This is a genomic window from Actinoplanes sp. NPDC051411 (assembly GCF_040682075.1).
In the GTDB taxonomy this organism is placed as follows: Bacteria; Actinomycetota; Actinomycetes; order Mycobacteriales; family Micromonosporaceae; genus Actinoplanes.
Map to the genome: position 1 here is coordinate 1 of NZ_JBFBAD010000107.1, position 21,080 is coordinate 21,080.

Consider the following 21,080-nt stretch of genomic DNA (forward strand, 5'->3'; position numbering starts at 1 on the left):
GACGGAAGTCAGCCCCGGTTGCGGAGCTGGGGCAGGATCTGCTCGGCGTAGAGCCGCAGGAAGCGCTCCTGGTCGGGGCCCGGCGCGTGGAAGACCAGGTGCTTGAAGCCCATGTCGAGGTATTCGCCGACCAGCCGGGCGTGCTCGGCCGGGTCGGAGGAGCAGATCCAGCGGGTGACCGTGCGCTCGACCGGCAGCGCGTCGGCCCGCCGCTGCATCTCGATCGGGTCCTCGACGCCGGTCTTCTCGTCGGGCGAGAGGGCCAGCGCACCCCAGTAGTGGGTGTCGTTGCGGGCCTTGTCGATGTCCTCGTCGAAGGACACCTTGACCTCGATCAGCAGGTCGAGGTCGTCGAGCTTGCGGCCCGCCTTCTCGGCCCCTTCCTTGACCGCCGGCAGCAGGGTTCCCGTGTAGAGGTCGTGCCCCTTGCCGCTGGTCGTGATGAAGCCGTCGGCGACCCGGCCGGCCAGGCGCGTCGCGGCCGGGCCGGAGGCGCCGATGTAGATCGGCACCGGGATCTCCGGTTTGTCGTAGATCGTGGCGACCTCGGTCGAGTAGAACTGGCCCTCGAAGCTCACCCGGTCTTCGGTCCAGAGCTGCTTGATCAGCTGGACCGACTCCTTGAGGCGGCCGAACCGCTCCTTGCCGTCCGGCCACGGGATGCCCAGCGGCACCTCGTTGAGCGACTCGCCGGAGCCGACGCCGAGCACCACGCGGCCCGGCGCGAGCATGCCGAGGGTCGCGAACGCCTGCGCGACCACGGCCGGGTGGTAGCGGAAGGTCGGGGTCAGCACGCTGGTGCCGATCATCACGCGCTCGGTGCGCGCGGCGAGCGCACCCAGCCACGGCAGCGCGGCGGGTGCGTGCCCGCCGTCGTGCCGCCACGGCTGCAGGTGGTCGCTGACGAAGACGGAGTCGAAGCCCAGCTCCTCGGCGAGCACGCCGTAGTTGAGCAGTTCGGTCGGCGGGAACTGCTCCGCCGACGCCTTGTAGCCGAACCGAATCATGCTCACGACACTATCCCGCGGCCTTGTACGCCTTACCCGCGTCGGTCGGAGTGTCCCCGTCTTTGTAGAGGCCGAACGGCACGCTGTCGCCGACCGCCGGGAGGGCGAACCAGGCGTAGCGCTCGACGTACGTGCGGCTCTGCATGCCCTTGGTCGTGCCCTGGATGAACGCGACCTCCTGCGACGAGGTCGGGTACCTGGGTGAGCCGGAGAAGTTCTGCAGGCCGTACTCGGTGATCCAGATCGGTTTGTTGTAGCGCTTGTGCACGGCGTCGACGTACCCGAGGAACTGGTTGACCGCGGCGCTGCTGAAGTCGGAGCCGTACCAGTGCAGGGTGATGAAGTCGACGCGGTAACCCTTGGCGGACGCGCCGGACATGAACCGGTCGAGCCAGCCGCCGGCCTGGTCGCCGCCGTACGAGACGGCGGGGCTGCCCAGCCGCATGCCGGTCGCCTGGAGCTTGGGCCACGCGGCGAGCGCGTCCTCGACGCTCATGTTGGCCTGGCCGCCCTGGTCGGGCTCGTTGAAGCCGAGCAGTTCGGTGCCCTCGCTCTTGGCCTGGGCGAGGGTGGCGTCGGTGACGTTCTGCTTGCCCCAGATCATCGGCACGAACTCGACGTCGGACGGGCCGGGCACGTCGTTGTTGTTGGACGCCCAGTTGTAGTACCACTTCGCGCCGACGTCGTGCAGCGCGTCCTTGAGGCCGGTGAACTTCCAGACGCTGGCCCCCTTCTTGCCGCTCACCTTGGTGGCGGTGACGACGGCCGGCTTCGTGGTCTTCTTCTTCGCGGGCGTGGCCGACGGCGACGGGGAAAGGGAGGCCGAGGGTGACGCGGACGGCGCCGGCGCGGCGGAACGGGCGGCCGGGGTCGTGAACGCCGGGGCGACGGCGGCCGCCGGCCTGGGGGGATCCTGGTGCTGGTAGACGACGACCGCGGCACCGGCTCCGGCGACCGCGGTGGTCGAGAGGGCGGCGGTCAGCACGCGCCGCGAGATCCCGAAGCCGATCTTGGCAGCGAGATGGGTGCCCCCGTGCGTGGCCCCGGCCGCAACGGCCTTCCCGGCTGCGATCTTGGCGGCCATCCCCACCGGGAGAGGCACCAGCGCCATGCCCGCCAGCAGGCGCTCGGCCGCCACCAGGCCCTGCCAGTGCGGGGCGCACCACTGACACTCCCGGGTGTGCCGGGCGATCCGTTTGCGCCAGAGCGGTCCCGGCTGCCCGTCCCATTCCTGGGTGATGATCTGAAGGTCGGGGCAGGGCGGCGACGCCGCCAGCGAGCGCACGACGACCCGGGCGGTCTCCAGCTGCCCCTTCATCCGCTGGACGCGTACGGCGGCGTGCTGCCGGGTCACCCCGGTCGCCTCGACGATCTCGTCGCGGGTCAGCTCGCCGGACGCCTCCAGCCACCACAGCGAGAGCAGTTCCCGGTTGTCCTCGTCGAGCCAGCGGGTGGCTTCGGCGGTCTCCCGGCGCTGGCCGGACAGTTCGAGACGCGTGATGGCGAGGTCGGTGAAGTCGGCCCCGGGATCGCGTACGTCCTCATGGACCAGCGCCTCGGGCGCGCCGCGCCGGGCGCGGAACCGCTCCCTCACCTGGCGGACCGTGATCGCCACCAGCCAGGACCGGAACGACTCGGGTTCGCGGAGGTCCTGCAGGTTGCGCAGGACCCGCAGCATGACGTCCTGCACCACGTCGTCGACGTCGGCGTGACCCTCGAGGGACCGCCCGACGATCGTGTAGACCAGCGGCAGATAGTCGGCGACCAGCCGGTCGACCGCGGCATGGTCGCCGGCGCGGGCCGCGATGACGGTCGCGATGTCGACCTGTTCCGCCATGTTCCTGCCTTCCGTGTCGCCCTGTCGCGGCCGTCTCAAGGCCGCCCGAGTATGGGGGACGGCCAGGCCTTCCTGGGATAACACGTTTTTCGCCGCCGATCGGATGGGCGGGCGCGCCGCGGATCACGGTTAGCGGCCGGCGGGACCGGGAAAGTCGTCGGTAGCCCGCCGGTGAAGAGATCCCGATGCCGGGCGCCTATCATATTTGCTCTTCAGCAACTATTGCCGTTCAGCGAAGGGATGGTTCGAGTGTCCGACCGACCGTTACCAGTGGGCTCGCTGCTGCGTACGGCTCCGCCCGATCGCCTCGCCGAGGTGACGGCGGCCCACCTGCGCGAGACCTCCGGTGCGGACCGGGTCGAGGTTTTCCTCGCGGACCTGACCATGAGCACCCTGCGGCCGGTGCTCGAGCCGGACGCCGACCTCGGAGGCCCGCTCGAGCAACGCTGCTTCGGCAGCCAGCGCCCGGTGATCGACTCGGCGCCGGGCCGGTTCACCCGCGTGCTGCTGCCGCTCAGCACCTGGGGCGACCGCACCGGGGTGCTGCGGGTCGAGTTCGGCCGCCCGGTCGACCACGAGGCCACCGAGCAACTGGCCGAGATCGCCGACGAGCTCGCGGTGGCTCTGCGGGCGGCCGACAAGGACACCGACCGCTACCGCCGCGTCCAGCGCCGCCAGCGCCTGACCATGGCCGCCGAACTCCAGTGGGACCTGCTGCCCGGCCGGTCGCTCTCCGGCGACCGGTTCCTGCTCGCCGGTGGGCTCGAGCCGGCGTACGCGATGTACGGCGACCACTACGACTGGGCGGTCACCGGCGACCGGCTGACCGTGACCGTGCTCAACGGACACGGCGACGGAATCGAGGCGGCGCTGCTGACGACGATCGCGGTGAACGCCATGCGCAACGCCCGCCGCTCCGGGGCCGGCATCGTCGAGCAGGCCGAACTGGCGTCGGACGCGGTCTATTCGAGGTACGCCGGGAACGCACACGTGGCGACCCTGCTCCTCGAGGTCGACCTGGAGTCGGGTGAGGTCGCGGCGGTGGACGCGGGCTCGCCGCGCGCCCTGATCGCCAAGAACGGCGAGATCCGGGCGGTCACCCTCGACCAGCAGCTGCCGCTCGGCATGTTCGACGACGGCCGGTACGAGATTCAGCGCTTCCGCCTCGCCGCCGGCGACCGCCTGCTGATCGTCAGCGACGGCGTGCACGCCGCGAAACCCGGCGGCCGCCCCGAGTACGGCGAATCGGCCCTGCTCACCGCGCTGCGCCGGACGCGCTTGCAGCCACCCACCGAGGCGGTCGGTACGGTGATACGCGGCCTGCGGGAGTACCACGACGGGATCGACCCCGAGGACGACGCCGTGGTGGTCTGCCTGGATTGGCAGCGCTGAATCCGCATGATTGTCTGATGCTTCGGGTACGGGCTCCCGACGTGGACCCAGATCCGAGATCCGCTGGCCCGCGACTCGGGTGGCCTACGGGAAAAAGGGACGTGTCCGGCAAAGAGCCAGTGACTGAGATCGCCTCGGCCGTCGAATCGACCGCCGAGACGCTCGTCGGCGTGCTCGACGCGGCCCGGCTCGCCCAGGTCCCGGCCATCCCGCCAGCTCAACTGCGGGTGCTCACGATCATCTCGGCCAACCAGCACACCAACATGAGCCGCCTCGCCGAGGCCCTCGACGTGGTGCCCTCGTCGGCCAGCCGCCTGTGCGACCGGCTCGAGGCGACCGGGCTCCTGCGCCGGGTGCCCGACCCGCGCGACCGGCGAGAGGTGCGGCTGCTGCTGACCCCGTCGGCCCGGCGCGTTCTCGAGGATCTGCACGCCCGGCGGCGGGACGCACTCGCGGTGGTATTGGAACGGATGACACCGGCCGCGCGCGAGGAGTTGGTGCGGGCGCTGGGCGCCTTCCAGGCCGCGGCCGGTGAGAACGAGGCGGCGAGCGGTCTGCGCACCGCCTAGTCCTTCGCGGTTTTTTAGAAAACGGCGCCCTATTAGCGGCCGTTGGCCGCGCGGTAGGCGTCGCTCACGCCCTGCGGAATGCGCCCGCGCTCGGAAATCTGGTGCCCGTTGGCGACCGCCCACTCACGGATCAGCCGGTTTTCGTCACGGGAACCCGCGGTGCGGGCCGGCGCGCTGCGCCGCGCCGGGATGCGGCCGGAGGAACGCCCGAGCCGGGTGCCCGCATTGATGTACGGGTCCAGGGCCTTGCGCAACTTTCCAGCATTGGTCTCGGAAAGGTCGATCGTGTAGTTCACACCGTCCAGGCTGAACTCGACGGTGCGATCGGCCTTCTTTCCATCCAGATCGTCGATCAGGGTAGTGATTACCTGCCGCGCCATAATGACTCCCGAGTGCTCCGATCAACCGCGCACAGTCTCGCTCCTTACCGGCTTCTCGCGCAACTCTTCGGGCTGATTTCGCATTTCTTTTCTCACCGCCCCCCGATCGGAATTCAAATGACGGGGCGGCATTCACCAGGAATCGGCCTCGAAAGACGCGGGTGGAAGGGCTGCCCGCGGTCGCGTTAGGGTCCTGAGCATGGACGACGAACGCGCGGCCTGGCAGGAGCAGAGGCGGCGGGCGGTCGCCGGGCACGCGGCCGCGCAGGCCGCCGACCGGGCGGCCGAGGCTCGCGAGGCGAGCGCCCTGCTGGCCGATTTCGTCCGGCGCGCCGCCGAACGCGGGCTCGCGCCGCAGCCGCTGTCGGCCCGCACGTTCGACGGCCGCTCGACATACCGCACCCGCGTCAAGGGGTGGTATTTGAAATCCAACCGGTCGGTCGCGGTCGGTGAGGACGCGGGCTACTACGTTTTGTCGGTGCCGTCGTCGCTGCGGTCCCGGTTCCGCGGCGCCTCGATCGAGCCGAGCGTGCCCCGCCTGATCGTGGGCGCCGGGGGCGGAGACGGCGAGACGGTGCCGCTCGCCCGGCTGCTCGACCAGCGGCTGGGCCACGGGGTGTCCTGGCCGTGATCCAGCGCCTTCCGGCCGCGCTCGCCGCTGCCCTCCTGACGACCGGTGTCTCCGCATTCCTCCCGAGCAGCGCCGCTGCCGCGGCAATCCTCCCGAACCGCGCCGCTGCCGCGGCCGAGATCCCGTGCCCCAAGCCGAAGGTCGTCGAGAAGCCGAAGAACGTTCCGCCCCGGCCGGTGCCGCCGCCCGACAACCCGGCCGAGAGCGCGATCGGCGGCCCCGCCCTGGCCACCCACGGGCTGATCATCCCGCCGGGCGCGAAACTGCCACCCGCGGTCACCGCCACCACCTGGATGGTCGCCGACCTCGACACCGGGCAGGTCCTCGGCGGGTGCGGCCCGCACGTCCACCAGACCCCGGCCAGCGTCCAGAAGACGCTCCTGGCGGCCACGGTCATGGACAAGCTCGACCCCAACCAGATGATGACCGCCGTCCCGAGCGACCTGAACATTGAATACCACTCCTCGGCGGTCGGCATCGTCCCCGGCGGCCGCTACCGCATCTCGACCCTCTGGCTGGGCCTGCTCCTCAACTCGGGCAACGACGCCGCCAACGCGCTCGCCCGGCTGGCCGGAGGCGGCGGCCCGGACGGCGTCGCCCGGACGGTCGCCGCGATGAACGCCGAGGCGAAACGGATCGGCGCGTTCCAGACCCACGCGGTCACCCCGTCCGGGCTCGACGGGAAGGGCCAGTTCACCAGCGCGTACGACCTGGCGCTGATCGCCCGGGAAGACTTCGCCAAGCCCGACTTCCGCAAATACGTGCTGACCCGGACCGCGTACATGCCGGCCCAGCCGAAGCTGAAGAAGGCCGGCTTCCAGTTCCAGAACGAAAACAAGCTGATCTACAACTATCCGGGGGCGATGGGCGGCAAGACCGGCTTCACCACGGTCGCCCGCACCAGCTACATGAGCGCGGCCAACCGCAACGGCCGGCGCCTGGTGGTCACGCTGCTCGGGGCCGAGACCCGTCCGCAGCGCGGCTGGCAGCAGGGCGAGGCTCTGCTCAACTGGGGGTTCTCACTGCCCAGGGACGCCTCGGTGGGCACCCTGGTCACCCCGCAGGACGTGGCGGCCAAGCCGACGACCGAATCAGGCGCGGCTCCGGCGGGCGCGCGTCCGGCCGTACCGGAAGCGCGGGCCGGATCGGGCCCGCCGCGCCCCCTCGAAATCGCCGCCGGCGCCTCGGTCGCCGTCGTTCTGGCCGCCCTGCTGATCAGGCTGCGAGCAACCCGAAAACCCAGACCACCGCGACAGCAACCGACGTCGTGATCTCGATCAGCATCGCCAGGCCGGCCGCGGTGATCGCCTCCCGGGTCGACGGCCACGCCCGCCCGGGACCGAGCCGCACCCGCTCGACCAGATAGACCCCGAGCACGAAGCCGATCACCACGCCGACCACCGGCACCACGAAAAACCCGATCAGGCCGAGCACCCCGCCCGCGAACAGCGCCGAATTGGGCACGCCGACGCTCTTGAGCCGCCGGCCCGGCAGCAGCCACTTGATCGCCGCGCCGGCCAGGGCGACCACCGTCGCGATCGCCAGGACGACCCAGCGCAGGTGACCGGCGCCGCTCAGCAGCGCCCACAGCACCACCCCGAGCCAGCTCAGCAGCAGGCCCGGCACCACCGGAATGGCCACACCGACGATGCCGAGCGCGATCACGAGGCCGGCGATGAGGTCCACCGCGATGTTGCCATCCATGCGCCCATGCTGCCCTCGCGGCGCAACAACCCTCAAGCCGGGGACCCGGCAGCCGATCATTCCGGCCGGAATCCAGTGCAACCGGTACGCACCTTGCCGTGACCGAAAGCGGCACCTTCGGACACGCAGAGTTCTCCCTGTCAGCCGGAAGGCCCCACCGGGCCGCCGACTTCAAACGGGGGATACCGAGATGACCAGCACCGTGACGACCGCTGCCGACTTCGACGCCGACACCGCGCCCGCCGCGACCGTTCTCTCCGCCCGCGAGCAGGAGGAGCTGATCCGCACCCACATGCCGCTCGTCGGTCACCTGGTGCGCGACATGCTCAGCCGCATCCCCAACCACATCCACCGCGACGACCTCACCAGCGCCGGCCTGCACGCCCTGGTGACCGCGGCCCGCGGCTGGGACCCGGACCGCGGCATCCCGTTCCACCGCTTCGCGTCGACCCGCATCCGCGGCGCGATCCTCGACGAGCTGCGCGCCCTCGACTGGGCGACCCGCTCGGTGCGCACCAAGGCGCGGGCGACCGACACCACCCGGGCCAACCTGACCACCACGCTCGGCCGCACCCCCACCCCCGAGGAGCTGGCCCAGGCGCTCGGCACGACCACCTCCGAGCTCCACCAGACCGACACCGACGTGCAGCGCGCCACCGTACTGTCGCTGCAGGGCTTCACCACGAGCAGCGCCGACGACCTGGTCACCGAGAAGAACCCGGGCCCGGAGGACATGCTGATCCGCCGCGAGCAGATCGGCTACCTGCACCACGCGATCTCGTCGCTGCCCGACCGCCTCCAGCTGGTCATCACCGAATACTTCCTGCGCGAGCGCCCGATGGCCGACATCGCCGCCGACCTCGGCGTCACCGAGAGCCGCATCAGCCAGCTCCGCGCCGAGGCGCTGTCCCTGCTCAAGGACGGCCTCAACACCCACCTCGACCCCGAGCTGGCCCCCGCCCCGGACAACCCGGAGAGCATCACGGCCCGCCGCCGAGCCAACTACTACGCCTCGATCGCCAACAGCACATCCATGAACAGCCGCCTCGCCATGACCAACGAGCACGGCTTCACCCGCTTCGGCGCCGGCGTCCCGGCGGCGGCCGCCTGACCGCAGGCTTCTGAAGTGAGGGATCCGGCTCCGGCCGGGTCCCTCCTTTTTCTGTACGCTGTCGCACCCTCTCGCTAGGTTGCTGCCATGGGACGTGACGAGTTGCAGCGACAGTCGCTGGAGGCCGCGTTGGGCGACGCCGGTATCGCACGGGCCGAATTCGACGACGTCGCAGGCTGGGTGGCTTCCGCCGGCATCAGTCCGGAGGATCCGCTGGCGGCCGAGGCCTGGGTGTTCGACGCGGACCTGTCCCAGGTTCTGCTGGTGCGTCATCCGTGGCGGGGCTGGGTTCCGCCCGGCGGAAAGGTAGAACCCGGGGAATCGCCACGGGAAGCAGTGCATCGTGAGTTGTGCGAGGAGACCGGACTGGATGCCGAACTCCTCGCCCAGCCGGCCGCTGTTACGGTCCGCTCCTACCATCCGGGCAAGGCGGCGACCCTGGGACTGTCCTATGCCGCGATCGCCGACCCTGCGGCTCCGCTGGTGCCCGAGCCCGGTCAGCCCGCCGCCTGGATGAACCTGGATCAGCCGTGGGAGGGCTGGTTCCCCGACGACCGGTCCCGCATGCGCCGGCACGCGCAGTGGCTGGCCGGCCTTTCTACATCTGAACGGCCAGCATGGCGAGGCGCTGAATAACCTCGGGGTGGTCGGCGATCCAGCGCTCGACCTCGTCGCGGTCCCAGACAATGCAACCGAGGAGTTCCTGGTAGGGCTGGGCGAACTCGCCGCGCTCGATCAGATCCGAGACGCCCTTCCGCATGTACGCCGCGAAAAACTCGAAGACCTCGACCAGGCTGACAATGCGGACCGTCATGAGTTGTTGCCTGCCTCTTCGTCTATCCATTCCAGGTCGCCCCCGAGGATGAGGGCGCATCGCTCGGCGTTGTCGGCCGAGTAGAGGGTGGTTCCTGAATTCCGGGCCACGCGACGCAGATGACCGATCCACCGGGCAGGCCGAGGCCGTACGCGACCGGCTCCCTCGAGTCGCCGTCTTCCCGGATGAGCTTGAATCGGCGCGGCAGCCGCTCGGGGCCGTTCATGGGCTTCCGGTTTTCAGGTTGCGCAGCCCGTCGGCTATCCGGGCCAGCAGCACGACGTCAGGCGGCCGGTATTCGGCGGCGACGCGATTCCTGAACGCGGGGTGCAAATGGGTCCCGGGTGCTCGCCGGGCGAGTGGACGGCGCTCATGCATCGGTCACCCCTTGTGATCACCGTATCGGTTGGGTATAGATGCTCATGCTGACCGGTAGGCGGGTCAACCGCTCACGGCGGTATTTGGACAGTTGATCTCTCTTCGCGCCGAAATTCTCGGTTGACCACTCATATGTCGTTCCCGCAGGCTTCCATCGTGGAAGGTGCTGGGGAACCACACCGAAGGGAGGCGACCCCCGGATGACGGAGTCGGTCGTGGGCTCGACGATCCCCCGGCGCATCCTCGGCGTCGCGTTGCGCCAGGCCCGGATGCGCGCGGGCAAGACCCAGGTCGACGCGGCCGAGGCCATCGACCAGTCCGAGCAGACGGTGCGGCGCATCGAGCAGGGCAGCGTGCCGACGCCGGCCGGGAAGGTGGATAACCTCTGCCGGCTGTACGGCTCGCCTACGCAGACCCGCGAGGCGCTCAAGGCCTTGGCCCGCGAGACCAAGAGCACCGCCCAGCGGTGGTGGCATTCCTACGGCGACGTGGTGCCGAACTGGTTCGAGGTCTATGTGGCCCTGGAACAGATGGCCAGCCGGGAACGGGTCTTCGACCCCCTCCTCGTCAACGGTTTACTTCAGGCCGACGGCTACATGGGGCAGGCGATCCGCGCCATTGACCCGGCCCAAAGTGACGAGGAGGTGGCCGTCGGCGCTGAGCTGCGCCGCTCTCGGCAACAGCTGCTCACTCGACCGTTCCCCGCGCCGTTGCGGCTGGATACGACCGTGGCCGAGCCAGTCCTGCTGGTCGAGCTTCCCGACGGGCTGATGCGAGCCCAGCTGTGGAAGCTACTCAAGGCAACCGAGCTGCCCAATGTGTCCCTACGGGTGCTTCCGTTGTCGGCCGGACTGCACCGTGCCAGTGTCACGGGGGCGTTCACGCTCCTGGACTTCCCGGACGAAGGCGGCAGTGCGGCCGCGCCGACCACCATTTACAGCGAGAGCCAGACCGGCGCGATCTATTCGGAGGCGCCGTCTGAGGTCGAGCTCTACGAGAGCGCTTGGGCCGCGCTGGAGGACGCTGCGCTCGATCAGACCCCGTCCGTCGAGCTGATGTCCCGTTTACTGAAGGAGCTAGTTGACCGTGGAAGTTGATCTGACCGGTGCTAATTGGACCACCGGCCGTTCCGGCGGCCAGGGCCAGTGTGTCGAGGTGGCCACCGAACTGCCGGCTATGCCCGGCCACGTCGCCGTGCGCGACTCCAAGAACCGCGACGGCGCGGCCCTCGTCTTCACCGACAGCGAATGGGCCGCCCACCTCGCCAGCGTCCGCGACGGCCTCTACGACAAATAGGGCCCGAAGTTCAGTGCCGACTTCGTGAGTCTCGTCATCCCGTATTTCCTTGAGGAAGGAAATACCGGGGGGCCCGACAACTGCCGGAGTGGCTGAAGGGCTCATCAGTGAAGATCGGTATCGGTATCCCGAACCAGGTACGCAACGTCGACCCGCGGATCATCGGGCCGTGGGCGGCCAAGGCCGAGGAGGCGGGTTTCTCGACGCTCGGCACGGTTGGCCGGATCGCGTACCCAGGGGCGGCGGACACCGTCGCGCTGGCCGTGGCGGCCGGTGCGACCAGCCGGATCGGGCTGTTCAGCAACGTGCTGCTCGGTCCGCCGTGGCCGGCCGCGCTGCTCGCCAAGGAGATCGCGGGCATTGACGGGGCGTCCGGCGGGCGGCTCACGCTCGGGCTGGGATCGCGCCGGCCGCCCTGGCCCGGATGGCCCGGCACGGCATCGGCTACGTCGGCGCCTCGTTTCCTCCGGGCATGGTGGCGCCCAGCTTCGACGCCGCCCGGGCGGCCTGGAAAGAGGCCGGCCGGGACGGGCAGCCGAAGCTGACCGCGATCGCGTACTTCGCCTTCGACGACTACGCGACCGGGCGCGCGAACGTCTACGACTACTACAGCGTGGCCGGCGACCAGATCGCCGGGATGGTCGCCGACAACACCTCGTTCGGGGCCGACCGGGTGCGCGAGACCCTGAAGGCGTTCGAGGAGATCGGCGCCGACGAGCTCATCTTCAACGCGACCGTCCCCGACCTCGACCAGATCACCAAGCTGGCCGAGGTCGTTCTCTGAGCGACTAGGAAGCCAGGGCGGCCAGGACCTTCGGGAGGTCCTGGGTGTGCAGGACGCCCAGGCGCTGGGTGGCCCGCGTGACCGCGACGTAAAGGTCGGACAGGCCGCGCGGGCTCTCGGCGATGATCTCGTCGGGTTGGACCACGACGACGGAGTCGAACTCGAGGCCCTTGGCCTGGCGGACCGTCATCAGGACCACCTGGTTGAGCAGGTCGGGCTGCTCCCCCACGGCCGCGCCCGGGACGGCCTCGACCAGGGCCTGGCCCAGCTCCGCCTCGCGCGCCTCGGGGACCAGGACTCCGACACGGCCGTCGCCGGCTTCGGCGGCCTCCAGGCGTACGGCGGCGATCGTCTCCGCGGGAAGCGCGGCCGGCGGAACCCGGAGGGACCACGGTGCCACGCCGGCCGAGCGGACCGAGCGTGGCGGCTGCAGGGCCGGGTCGACGGCGGCGAGGACGTCGGCCGCGACCGCCATGACCTCGGCCGGAGTGCGGTAGTTGACCGTCAGCTCGACCAGGCGCCAGCGCTGGCCGACGTAGGGCTCGAAGACCGCGTCCCAGGTGGTCGTGCCCGCCAGTTCCGAGGTCTGGGCGACGTCGCCGACGACCGTCATCGAGCGGCTCGGGCAGCGGCGCATCAGCAGGCGCCAGGCGAGCGGGGAGAGTTCCTGCGCCTCGTCGACGATGACGTGGCCGAAGACCCAGGTGCGGTCGGTGGCGGCGCGTTCGGCGGCGGTGCGCGTGTCGATGACCTCGTGGCGTTCGACGAAGGCGCTGGCGTCGACGACGTCGGTCGCGGAGAGGATCTCCTCCTCCTGGTCCTCGAAGTCGAGCGAGCGGGAGCCCTCGACGATCTCCAGGACGCCCTCGGCGTATTCGATCGCCTCGCGGCGTTCGCGGGCGGCCTCGCGGGCCCGGATCGTGTCGTCGACGCCGAGCAGCTCGGCGAGTTCGTCGAGCAGCGGGACGTCGGCCGGAGTCCAGCGGGCGTCGTGCGGGCGCAACAGCAGCTCGCGTTCCTCGTCGCTGAGGATGCCCGCGGTGGCCGCGGTCAGAAACGCGGGGTTGCCGAGAAGATCGCGGAGCACCTGCCGCGGCGTCAGCACCGGCCAGAAGTCGAAGAGCGTCTGCTGGACGTCGATGTCCTCGCGCAGCTCGCGCCGGGTCTCGGCCAGGTCGGCCTCGGAGAGCAGGTTTTCGCCGCCGAGCGGATCGGCGCCGATCCGTTCGGCGATCTGCAGGGACAGGGCGTGGATGGCCTCGGTGACGAAGAGCGCCCGGGCCACGTTGTGTGGCCGGCCGGACCGGCGGGCGACGGCCCGGGCGTCCTCCAGCACCGCGCGTTCGATGCGCAGCGGGTAGCCGTCGTGGTCGACCTCGGCGTAGGCGTCGGGCACGGTCTGCCGGTCGGCGACCGCCTTGGCCAGGACGTCGAGCATCACGGTGCTGCCCTTGAGGGCGGCGGCGGCCGGCGGTTCGGCCGCCCTCGCGCGTACGCCCGGGAACATGTCGCCGAGGGTGGCCAGCAGCACGCCGGTCTCGGCGAGCGACGGCAGCACCTGGGAGATGTAGCGCAGGAAGGTCGGGTTGGGTCCGAGGATCAGCACGCCCTGTTTCGTGAGCTGCTGACGGTACGTGTAGAGCAGGTAGGCCGCCCGGTGCAGCGCGACCGCCGTCTTGCCGGTGCCGGGGCCGCCCTGCACGACCATGACGCCGGGCAGGCCGGCCCGGATCACCTCGTCCTGTTCGGACTGGATGGTCTCGACGATGTCGCGCATCCGGCCGGTGCGGTTGGCGGTCAGCGCGGAGAGGAGCGCGGCCTCGCCGGTCACGTCTTCGCGGTGCCCGTTCTGCCGCTGCGAGAGGTCGAGCACCTCGTCGTCGATGCCGGTCAGGATTCTCCCGCGCGTGCGCAGGTGCCGCCGCCGGGTGACGCCGTCCGGCGAGACCGCGGTGGCCAGATAGAACGGCCGGGCGGCCGGGGCCCGCCAGTCGATCAGAAGTGGATCGCGATCGGCGTCCTCGGCGAACAGGCCGATGCGGCCGACGTAACGCGGATTGTCGGCCGTGAAGTCGAGCCGGCCGAAACAGAGCGCGTTTTCCACCGCATTCATCTGGGCGAGTTGCTCCGCGTAGTGATGGCGGGTGGCCTCGCGCTGGGTGCGGCCCTGCGGGGTGCCGCCGCTCTCGAGCAGAATCGCGCGCAGCCGGTCGTCGGCCTGCGCCCGCAACTGGTCGAGACGCTCGTAGAGGGTGGTCAGGTACGCCTGTTCGGAACGGATGTCGGCATCCGGCGTCTCCGTGGCGGAGCTTGACAAAGCCACTCCCCTTTGTGTTAACATCTGGGCCGTTGACAGCCAATTCTTGGCTGTCTTTTTATTTCCCGGCAATCGCCCAGATTAGCGCATCGACCGGCGTACCCAAACCCGTGTAACCCAGGTTACGGCTCGCCGGTTTTGTGTCAGCAATCCGTCATCTTCCCCGGCGAGCCGTTACGCGGAACGGCCCATCGACATTAGTCCGGACATGACCCACATTCACCCGTTCCGACGTATCGCCGCGGCGGCCCTCATAGCCGTCGCCGCCCTGGGAGCCACCTCCGCCTGCACCAAGGACGACGCCCCGGCGGGCAACGCCGCGGCCGCCGCCGGCACCGGCCCCGAGGCGAAGACCATCGACGGCGCCAAGGCGGCCGCGCAGACCGTCTTCGATCGCTTCTCCGGAGGCGACTTCGCCGGCGCGTGGGACATGTACACCGCGGCCGGCAAGGCGGCGATCAGCCAGGCCGACTACGTCAAGCTGAACGAGGCCTGCTCCCGCAAGGGCCTGGCGATCCAGCTGACCAGCGCCCGGCTGGACGGCACCGACAAGGCGATCGTGATCGCCAAGCAGCTGGTCGCCACCCAGTCGTACACGATGGTCTACGAGAACAACGCCTGGAAACTGCAGCCGGCCCCGGAGGGCCTCGCCCTCTACAAGCTCGGCGCGGTCAAGGCCATCGCGGCCCAGAAGAAGGCCGGCACCTGCGCCGGTTCCGGCGCCTGAGGACGTACGCGTGGGCCCGCCGCCCTGTCGCGGCGGGCTCCTCTCACGCCGCTACCGGCAGCCCGTCCGGGCCGGTCATCGCCAGGCGCGTGCGCAACGAGCCGCGCTCCCCGATCTGGTCGTAGTAGGCGGCCCGGCGCCGGGCGACGCAGCCCTCCCGGACCGCGCTCTGGGCCGCCAGCGCCGGGTCGAGATGGGTGTTGAGCCCGTCCCGGAGCAGCCCGAGCGCCTCCGCCCGCAGCTGCGACACGCGCGACTCGGTGACCCCGAGGTCGACCGCGATCTGGGCCATCGGCCGCTCGTCGAAGAAGTAGCCCTGCACCACCACGCGCAGCCGCTCCGGCAACGCCTCGATCGCGTGCCGCAGGTAGCCCAGCCGCTCCCGGCGGATGAGCATCTCCTCCGGGCCGGCGCTCGGCTCGGTCACGATGTCCTCGGCCCCGGCGGTGGCGAACCCCTGGAGGCTGAACACGACCGCCCGCTGCACGTCGTCGTCGGCCGACTCGATGTCCTCGATGGTGCAGCCGAGCCGGCCGGCGACCTCCTGCACGGTCGGGGTACGCCCCAGCTCCGCGGTCAGCTCCTGCCGGGCGGCGTCCGTACGCCGGGCGCGCTGCCGCACCGAGCGGCTGGCCCAGTCGAGGCCGCGCAGCTCGTCGAGCAGGGCCCCGCGGACCCGGGCGGCGGCGAACCGGGCGAACGGCACACCCCGCTCGTCGTCGAAGCCGCGGGCCGCGCCGACCAGGGCGGCGTATCCTGCCGACATCAGGTCGTCGCGGTTGACATGTGCCGGGACCCGGGCGAGCATCTCCCGGACCAGGTGGCCGACCAGAGGCATGTGCTTCTGGACGATGTCCTCGCGACGGCGATTGGCGTCAAGTGCACCGCTCATGTGGGGGGTCTCCTCGGCTACCGGCCGGCAGAGGGGACACCGGCGCTGAGAAGAACGGTCAGTCACGCTGAGTGCTAATCGGGTCGCGCTGGGGTGCGAAACGGTTGCTTTCGCTGGACGCCCGTACAATGGATCGTTCGCGCAACATTTTGGGAGTCCCCACTACATGAGCACCTTCTCCGAGCTCGGCGTGCCCGAGGCCCTCACCACGGCACTCACGGAGCTCGGCATCACCACCCCGTTCCCGATTCAGGCGGCCACGCTGCCCGACTCGATGGCCGGCCGTGACGTGCTGGGCCGCGGGCGCACCGGCTCCGGCAAGACGTATGCCTTCGTCCTGCCCGTCCTGGTCCGCCTGGCCGCCTCCGGCCGCCCACGCAAGCCGGGACGCCCACGGGCACTGATCCTGGCGCCGACCCGCGAGCTCGCCACCCAGATCGACGCCACGATGGCGCCGCTGGCGGCCAAGCTCGGTTTGCGCACCCTCACCGTCTTCGGCGGCGTCGGTCCGACCCCACAGATCCGCGGCCTCCGGGCCGGGGTCGACGTGCTCGTCGCCTGCCCGGGCCGGCTCGACGACCACCTCCGCAACGGCCACGCCTCCCTCGACGCGATCGAGATCACCGTGCTCGACGAGGCCGACCACATGGCCGACCTCGGCTTCCTGCCGGTGGTCCGCCGCCTGATGGACCAGACCCCGTCCGCCGGGCAGCGGATGCTCTTCTCGGCGACCCTCGACAACGGCGTCGACGTGCTGGTCAAGCGCTTCATGCACAAGCCGGTCACGCACTCGGTCGACTCGGCCACCGAGGCGCCGATCGAGATGTCGCACCACGTCCTGCACGTGCGGGCCGACGACCGCTTCCCGGTGCTGGTCGACCTGCTGGCCGCACCCGGCCGCTCGGTCGTCTTCACCCGCACCAAACGCCGCGCCAAGGTGCTGACCCGCCAGCTCAACCAGGCTGGCGTCCCGGCGGTCGAACTGCACGGCAACCTCGCGCAGAACGCCCGCAACCGCAACATGGCCGCCTTCTCCGACGGCTCCGCGGGCACCCTGGTCGCCACCGACATCGCGGCCCGGGGCATCCACGTCGACGACGTCGCCCTGGTCATCCACGCCGACCCGCCGGTCGAGCACAAGGCGTACCTGCACCGTTCGGGCCGCACGGCCCGGGCCGGAGCGGCCGGCACGGTCATCACCCTGATGACCGACGACCAGCAGGCCGAGGTCCGCGACCTGACCCGCCGCGCCGGCGTACGCCCGACCACCCGCCGCACCCGCCCCGGCGACCCGCTGCTGTCCGAGCTGGCGCCGGGCGAGCGCACGTTCCTGGCCCCGTCGGCCGCGCCGGCACCGAGCCCGACCGGTGGCGGCCGCGGTTCCGGCTCCGGCGGCGGGTCGACCGGCCGCTCCCGGTCCGGCGGGTCCGCGTCGGCCGATCGGGCCTTCGACGAGGCACCGGCCGGCCGGTCCGGTCGCGGCCGTGGCAACCGCCCGGCCGCGGCGCCCCGTGAGCAGCACGTGGCCGGGGCCCGCACCGCACGCCCCCGCACCGAGCAGCACGCCGGCGCCGGCCGCACGGCCGGATCCCGCTCCGAGCAGGGCGGGGCGGCCCGCGGAAGCGGCGGCGGCCGCAAGGACCAGGCCGCCGCGCAGAACCGCGGCCGCCGCGGCAGCGGGTCGACCCCGGTCCACACCAGCGAGACGCGGTCCGCGGCCGGCGCCAACGGTTCCCGCCCGACGTCGTCGGGCGGCGCCGCCGCCTTCTCGTCCAGCACCCGAGCCGGCCGCCGCGGCGGCCGCTGACCGGCCGGATGTGGCCGCCGGCCGGCTCCTCGGCCGACGGCCACACCGGAATGGAGAACAGGTCGATCCGGTCGAGCCCGTCCGGCGTCTCGGCGAAGGTGCGCCGCGGGTAGCTACGCACGTTGAACACCCGCGGTCAGGGCCGCGCCGGCGCCTGGACACCTCCCGCCGGGCCGCTGTGGCTGCCGTGCTTGCCACGGGACTGCGCTACGAGGGCTTCGAGCGGTGCGGCCGCGGACGGGAGCCGAAGTTCCGGCCGCGCGCCAGCGCCCAGGTCCGCCAGCGCCGCCGGCCGGCCGTCGTGATGGCCGACATGCTGGCGGCCCGCGATCCCTACGGCGACAGCTGAGGCACTCCGGCGTCCGACAGATGTCCAGGATGGACGAATTCGGCCGGGATCCACCTCGTCGACCGGGAGGAGGCTTCGGCGGGTTCTTCGAAGAGCTGCTCGACGCCGGACACGCCTAGACCGAGACGTCGACCGCGATCTCGTCGCCGAGGGCGAAGCCGTCGCACAGGTCGAGTTCGTCGCCGCTCCAGAAGCGGCCGGGGTCGTACCAGTTGGGTTTGCGGCCTCGCGGCAGCAGGCCCATCTCCTCGTAGGTCAGGGCGACGACCTCGGCGCAGTAGGCCGTCTCAAGCGCGGTCGCCGACCGGCGGATCTGCGGGAACCGGCCGCGGACCCAGCGCGAGGCGAGCTGGGCCGAGGACGGGAACGGCGTGCCGTCGAGGCGGGCCACCGTCTTGAGCGCCCGGTCCTCCATGGTCTTGGTGGCGCCCGGGTCGAGCTGGCGCAGCCAGCCCCGCTGGCCGTAGCGGTGGCCCCAGACCGCGACCGCGTCGCGCAGGTCGTGCAGCTGGACGCCGCGCTGGAAGGTGCCGGACCACAGGTCGGGCAGCGACTTGCCGAGCTCGGCGTGCCACATCAGGGGTGGCATGTCCTCGATCACCAGCGACATGCCGACGTGGTTGACCGGGCTGTTGGTCAGCGTCTGGATGGCCCGGTCAGGCCCGGACCGGCCGCGGAAGATCCAGATGTCACCCGTGCGCGTCAGGTCGATGGCCTGATCGAGGCTGATGGCGGTCACGATGTGTCTATCCTCAAGCGATGCGTTGGTGGAAGGTTGTGGGACTGGCCGGGCTGGCGGGCGTCGCGGCGACCGGGGTGGTGATCGGGCGCGCCGAGCGCAAGCGGCGAGCGTATACGCCCGACGAGGTGCGCGCTCGGCTGCACGAGCGGCTGGCCGAAACCAGCGTCGAGGCGGGCTCAGACGACATCGGAGTCACGGAGTAGGGACCAGAGGCCGGCGCCGTCGGGCGCCGAGAACCAGGTCTTGCCGCCCGAGCCGACCGCCTCGGGGTTGCCGGCCGGCCCGGGGATGGCTCCGGCCAGCACGGCCTGGGTCGGCGACAGCCGGCGGATCGCCACCGCGGCCACGTTTTCCGGGTGGGCGTGGGCGAACTCGGAATAGATCTCCTGGTCGTGCTGCCCGTCGTCGCCGATCAGCAGCCAGCGCACGTGCGGGAACTCGCCGGCCAGCCGGCGCAGGGTGGTGCGCTTGTGCTCCTGGCCGCTGCGGAACCAGCGGTCGGGGGTGGGGCCCCAGTCGGTCAGCAGCAGCGGGCCGGCCGGGTAGAGGTGGCGGGAGAGGAACCGGGAGAGCGTGGGCGCCACGTTCCACGCGCCGGTCGACAGGTAGAACACCGGGGCGCCCGCGTTGGCCGTGACCAGGCGCTCGTAGAGCACGGCCATGCCGGGGACGGCCATCCGGGCGTGCTCGTCGAGGACGAACGTGTTCCACGCCGCGAGCAGGGGCCGGGGCAGCGCGGTCACCATCACCGTGTCGTCGATGTCGGAGATCACGCCGAACCGGCAGGCCGGGTCGATCACCCGGATCGGCGCCTCGACCGGGGCGGCGCCCTCGGCGGTCAGCCGGACACTCCCCCAGCCCGGCTCGAGGTCGCCCTTGACCACGCAGTCGACATAACCACTGCGGTCGGTGCGGGTCTCGGTGAGCTGGTCGCCCATCTGGATGCGGACGATCTCGTCGTGCACGGGCGAGCTGGTGAAGCTGCGCCAGCCGCGCGACTTGTCGAGGCTTTTGCGGAACGTGGCCGGGCGGGTGAGCACGACCCGGGCCATCACCCGGGCCCAGCCGGGCGAACCGTAACCGGTGTAGGCGGTGATGACCGGCTGCCAGCCGCGGTTGCGCAAGCGGCGCACGACGATCTCGTGGACGGCATCCTCGATGCGCGCGGCCCGGTGCAACCGGACCGCGGACGATTGTGAAGCACGCGCCACGCGGTCTTCCCTGCCCTTCTGCTGCGTGCGGCATCCTGCCCGGTTACGGTACCCGCCCGGTACGACAGCCGCTCCCGAACGCGCTATCGGGGCCGCTCAGGTCCACTGTGGAACTCAGGCGGCCGCCGGGAGCTCGCCGGTCGTCCACGGCTCGGCCCACCAGAATTCGCTCACCGCCGGTTGCTCGGCCGCGGTGCGCCCGAACGCGGCCGCCGCCTCGGCCCGCAGCGCCCGCAGGGCCTCGGCCGCGATCTCGGACTGCTGCCAGGCGGCCCGCTCACGCCGCTGCGCGGCCTGGTAGCGGGCGAAGGCGTTTTCCCGGATCGCGTTGTGCAGCAAGGCTTCCTGCACGACCGGGTGCAGCCGCGGGTTCCAGCCGCGATGCGCGTAGACGTCGTTGAGCCGGCCGATCGACAGCTCCCGCCGGCGGCAGGCGGCCGTCGCGGCGCGGTGCAGGTAGCGCTCGCGGTCGGCGTTCTCGCCGAGCCTCCGGCGGCGGCTCATCAGCGGGAACGAGGTGGCGGCCCAGATGCGGCGGGCGGCCGCGTCGGCCTCCTGATAGGCCGCCCAGGCGGCGTCGAGCTCCCGCTCGGCGGCCTCCCAGTCGGCCCGGCCGCGGGCCGCGGTCGCCGCCGCGTGCTCGGCGGCGACGGCGACCTCGTCGGCGAACCGCAGGTCATCGTCGACCGAGCGGGCGTCCGGGTCGTCGGAAAGCGAGTAGGCAGCCAAGTCGGCGGCCGAGTCAGCGGCAACCGGGTCGGCGGCAGCGGAGTGGGCGACCGAGGTCCGGCCGGCGCGTGACCGAGCGGCAGCGGCGTCGACGGCGCGCCACCAGGGGACAGCGGACCCGGCGGCGCCGGAGCGGGCGGGCGGCGGCGCGGCCGAGCCGCGGGAGCGGGCGGCCGGCCCGGCGGCACGCGAGCGGCCGGTGGCAGGCGCGGCGGAGTCGCGGGGCCGGCCCATCAGGACGACGGTGACGGCCACGCCGAGCAGCATGAGCGCCCAGAGGACGATGGCGAGCGGAATGGAGACGAGGAAGCTGTGCAAGCTGGTTCCCACGGGACGACACCTCGCTGACAGACGCGATCTTGGAGGGTGATTGCGCTGGTCGTGCGGCTTGCGCACGGCGTGG

Annotated in this window: 23 protein-coding genes and 1 pseudogene; 14 read left to right on the forward strand and 10 right to left on the reverse strand. The window is 71.4% G+C overall.

Annotated features, from left to right (window positions below; translation table 11 throughout):
* Window positions 1–8: 8 nt before the first annotated feature.
* Together fgd and AB0M88_RS39915 are read right to left on the reverse strand one after the other, a co-directional pair.
* Entirely contained in the window at window positions 9–1,007 is a 999-nt protein-coding gene (gene fgd / locus AB0M88_RS39910; protein ID WP_364111079.1) for a glucose-6-phosphate dehydrogenase (coenzyme-F420), read from the reverse strand.
* Window positions 1,008–1,017: 10 nt separating this feature from the next.
* Complete coding sequence (locus AB0M88_RS39915) at window positions 1,018–2,844, reverse strand: sigma-70 family RNA polymerase sigma factor (RefSeq protein ID WP_364111048.1); 1,827 nt, start codon at window positions 2,842–2,844, stop codon at window positions 1,018–1,020.
* 240 nt (window positions 2,845–3,084) lie between these two features.
* On the opposite strand from AB0M88_RS39915, the gene AB0M88_RS39920 reads away from it, so the two are divergent.
* Window positions 3,085–4,236, forward strand: coding sequence for a PP2C family protein-serine/threonine phosphatase (locus AB0M88_RS39920; protein WP_364111049.1), 1,152 nt, complete (start codon window positions 3,085–3,087; stop codon window positions 4,234–4,236).
* A gap of 119 nt (window positions 4,237–4,355) precedes the next feature.
* Window positions 4,356–4,805, forward strand: coding sequence for a MarR family transcriptional regulator (locus AB0M88_RS39925; RefSeq protein ID WP_364111050.1), 450 nt, complete (start codon window positions 4,356–4,358; stop codon window positions 4,803–4,805).
* Between the two features lie 32 nt (window positions 4,806–4,837).
* On the opposite strand, the gene AB0M88_RS39930 is transcribed toward AB0M88_RS39925, so the two are convergent.
* Window positions 4,838–5,185: an Lsr2 family protein gene (locus tag AB0M88_RS39930; protein ID WP_364111051.1), complete on the reverse strand. Its 348-nt coding sequence runs from the start codon at window positions 5,183–5,185 to the stop codon at window positions 4,838–4,840.
* Between the two features lie 199 nt (window positions 5,186–5,384).
* Here AB0M88_RS39930 and AB0M88_RS39935 point away from each other — a divergent pair, with 199 nt between their 5' ends.
* Both AB0M88_RS39935 and AB0M88_RS39940 read left to right on the forward strand, forming a co-directional pair.
* Complete coding sequence (locus AB0M88_RS39935) at window positions 5,385–5,816, forward strand: hypothetical protein (protein WP_364111052.1); 432 nt, start codon at window positions 5,385–5,387, stop codon at window positions 5,814–5,816.
* Entirely contained in the window at window positions 5,813–7,087 is a 1,275-nt protein-coding gene (locus AB0M88_RS39940; protein WP_364111053.1) for a D-alanyl-D-alanine carboxypeptidase, read from the forward strand. The genes AB0M88_RS39935 and AB0M88_RS39940 overlap by 4 nt, the downstream gene beginning before the upstream one ends.
* Here the strand turns inward: AB0M88_RS39940 and AB0M88_RS39945 are convergent.
* Window positions 7,032–7,520: a DUF456 domain-containing protein gene (locus AB0M88_RS39945; RefSeq protein ID WP_364111054.1), complete on the reverse strand. Its 489-nt coding sequence runs from the start codon at window positions 7,518–7,520 to the stop codon at window positions 7,032–7,034. The two genes, AB0M88_RS39940 and AB0M88_RS39945, sit on opposite strands and share 56 nt — an antisense overlap.
* A 190-nt stretch (window positions 7,521–7,710) precedes the next feature.
* Here AB0M88_RS39945 and AB0M88_RS39950 point away from each other — a divergent pair, with 190 nt between their 5' ends.
* Together AB0M88_RS39950 and AB0M88_RS39955 are read left to right on the forward strand one after the other, a co-directional pair.
* A complete protein-coding gene (locus AB0M88_RS39950; protein ID WP_364111055.1) occupies window positions 7,711–8,631 on the forward strand; it encodes a FliA/WhiG family RNA polymerase sigma factor in 921 nt (306 codons plus the stop codon).
* An 87-nt stretch (window positions 8,632–8,718) separates the two neighbouring features.
* Window positions 8,719–9,267: an NUDIX hydrolase gene (locus AB0M88_RS39955; protein WP_364111056.1), complete on the forward strand. Its 549-nt coding sequence runs from the start codon at window positions 8,719–8,721 to the stop codon at window positions 9,265–9,267.
* Here the strand turns inward: AB0M88_RS39955 and AB0M88_RS39960 are convergent.
* On the reverse strand, window positions 9,230–9,445 hold the full coding sequence (locus AB0M88_RS39960; protein ID WP_364111057.1) for a hypothetical protein: 216 nt from the start codon (window positions 9,443–9,445) through the stop codon (window positions 9,230–9,232). The genes AB0M88_RS39955 and AB0M88_RS39960 overlap by 38 nt on opposite strands.
* A 578-nt stretch (window positions 9,446–10,023) precedes the next feature.
* Here AB0M88_RS39960 and AB0M88_RS39965 point away from each other — a divergent pair.
* The 4 genes and pseudogenes from AB0M88_RS39965 to AB0M88_RS39980 all read left to right on the forward strand — a co-directional run bounded on the left by AB0M88_RS39965 (window position 10,024) and on the right by AB0M88_RS39980 (window position 11,903).
* Window positions 10,024–10,920, forward strand: coding sequence for a helix-turn-helix transcriptional regulator (locus AB0M88_RS39965; protein WP_364111058.1), 897 nt, complete (start codon window positions 10,024–10,026; stop codon window positions 10,918–10,920).
* The gene (locus tag AB0M88_RS39970; RefSeq protein ID WP_364111059.1) at window positions 10,910–11,119 is read left to right on the forward strand and encodes a DUF397 domain-containing protein; all 210 of its coding nucleotides are present in this window, start codon (window positions 10,910–10,912) and stop codon (window positions 11,117–11,119) included. Before AB0M88_RS39965 ends, AB0M88_RS39970 begins: the two co-directional genes overlap by 11 nt.
* Before the next feature lie 107 nt (window positions 11,120–11,226).
* Window positions 11,227–11,466: pseudogene (locus AB0M88_RS39975) on the forward strand (LLM class flavin-dependent oxidoreductase); the annotation flags it as partial.
* A 77-nt stretch (window positions 11,467–11,543) separates the two neighbouring features.
* Window positions 11,544–11,903 (forward strand): hypothetical protein, encoded by a 360-nt coding sequence (locus AB0M88_RS39980; RefSeq protein WP_364111082.1) that lies wholly within the window; start codon window positions 11,544–11,546, stop codon window positions 11,901–11,903.
* A 4-nt stretch (window positions 11,904–11,907) separates the two neighbouring features.
* Here the strand turns inward: AB0M88_RS39980 and AB0M88_RS39985 are convergent, their stop codons facing one another.
* Window positions 11,908–14,244 (reverse strand): ATP-binding domain-containing protein, encoded by a 2,337-nt coding sequence (locus AB0M88_RS39985; protein WP_364111060.1) that lies wholly within the window; start codon window positions 14,242–14,244, stop codon window positions 11,908–11,910.
* 184 nt (window positions 14,245–14,428) lie between these two features.
* Between AB0M88_RS39985 and AB0M88_RS39990 the strand changes: the two genes are divergently transcribed.
* On the forward strand, window positions 14,429–14,947 hold the full coding sequence (locus AB0M88_RS39990) for a hypothetical protein (RefSeq protein WP_364111061.1): 519 nt from the start codon (window positions 14,429–14,431) through the stop codon (window positions 14,945–14,947).
* 43 nt (window positions 14,948–14,990) lie between these two features.
* On the opposite strand, the gene AB0M88_RS39995 is transcribed toward AB0M88_RS39990, so the two are convergent.
* A complete protein-coding gene (locus AB0M88_RS39995; RefSeq protein WP_364111062.1) occupies window positions 14,991–15,839 on the reverse strand; it encodes a sigma-70 family RNA polymerase sigma factor in 849 nt (282 codons plus the stop codon).
* Window positions 15,840–16,005: 166 nt separating this feature from the next.
* Between AB0M88_RS39995 and AB0M88_RS40000 the strand changes: the two genes are divergently transcribed.
* Together AB0M88_RS40000 and AB0M88_RS40005 are read left to right on the forward strand one after the other, a co-directional pair.
* On the forward strand, window positions 16,006–17,646 hold the full coding sequence (locus AB0M88_RS40000) for a DEAD/DEAH box helicase (RefSeq protein WP_364111063.1): 1,641 nt from the start codon (window positions 16,006–16,008) through the stop codon (window positions 17,644–17,646).
* Between the two features lie 187 nt (window positions 17,647–17,833).
* Window positions 17,834–17,995 carry a hypothetical protein gene (locus AB0M88_RS40005; RefSeq protein WP_364111064.1) on the forward strand — a complete coding sequence of 54 codons (162 nt, stop codon included), beginning with the start codon at window positions 17,834–17,836 and terminating at the stop codon, window positions 17,993–17,995.
* Between the two features lie 115 nt (window positions 17,996–18,110).
* Here the strand turns inward: AB0M88_RS40005 and AB0M88_RS40010 are convergent, their stop codons facing one another.
* Window positions 18,111–18,737, reverse strand: a complete 627-nt coding sequence (locus tag AB0M88_RS40010; protein ID WP_364111080.1) for a hypothetical protein — start codon at window positions 18,735–18,737, stop codon at window positions 18,111–18,113.
* Between the two features lie 17 nt (window positions 18,738–18,754).
* Between AB0M88_RS40010 and AB0M88_RS40015 the strand changes: the two genes are divergently transcribed.
* Window positions 18,755–18,940 (forward strand): hypothetical protein, encoded by a 186-nt coding sequence (locus AB0M88_RS40015; RefSeq protein WP_364111065.1) that lies wholly within the window; start codon window positions 18,755–18,757, stop codon window positions 18,938–18,940.
* On the opposite strand, the gene AB0M88_RS40020 is transcribed toward AB0M88_RS40015, so the two are convergent.
* Window positions 18,914–19,948, reverse strand: a complete 1,035-nt coding sequence (locus tag AB0M88_RS40020) for a phosphatase domain-containing protein (RefSeq protein ID WP_364111066.1) — start codon at window positions 19,946–19,948, stop codon at window positions 18,914–18,916. The genes AB0M88_RS40015 and AB0M88_RS40020 overlap by 27 nt on opposite strands.
* Window positions 19,949–20,062: 114 nt before the next feature.
* Window positions 20,063–21,007, reverse strand: a complete 945-nt coding sequence (locus AB0M88_RS40025) for a hypothetical protein (protein WP_364111067.1) — start codon at window positions 21,005–21,007, stop codon at window positions 20,063–20,065.
* Between the last annotated feature and the right edge of the window lie 73 nt (window positions 21,008–21,080).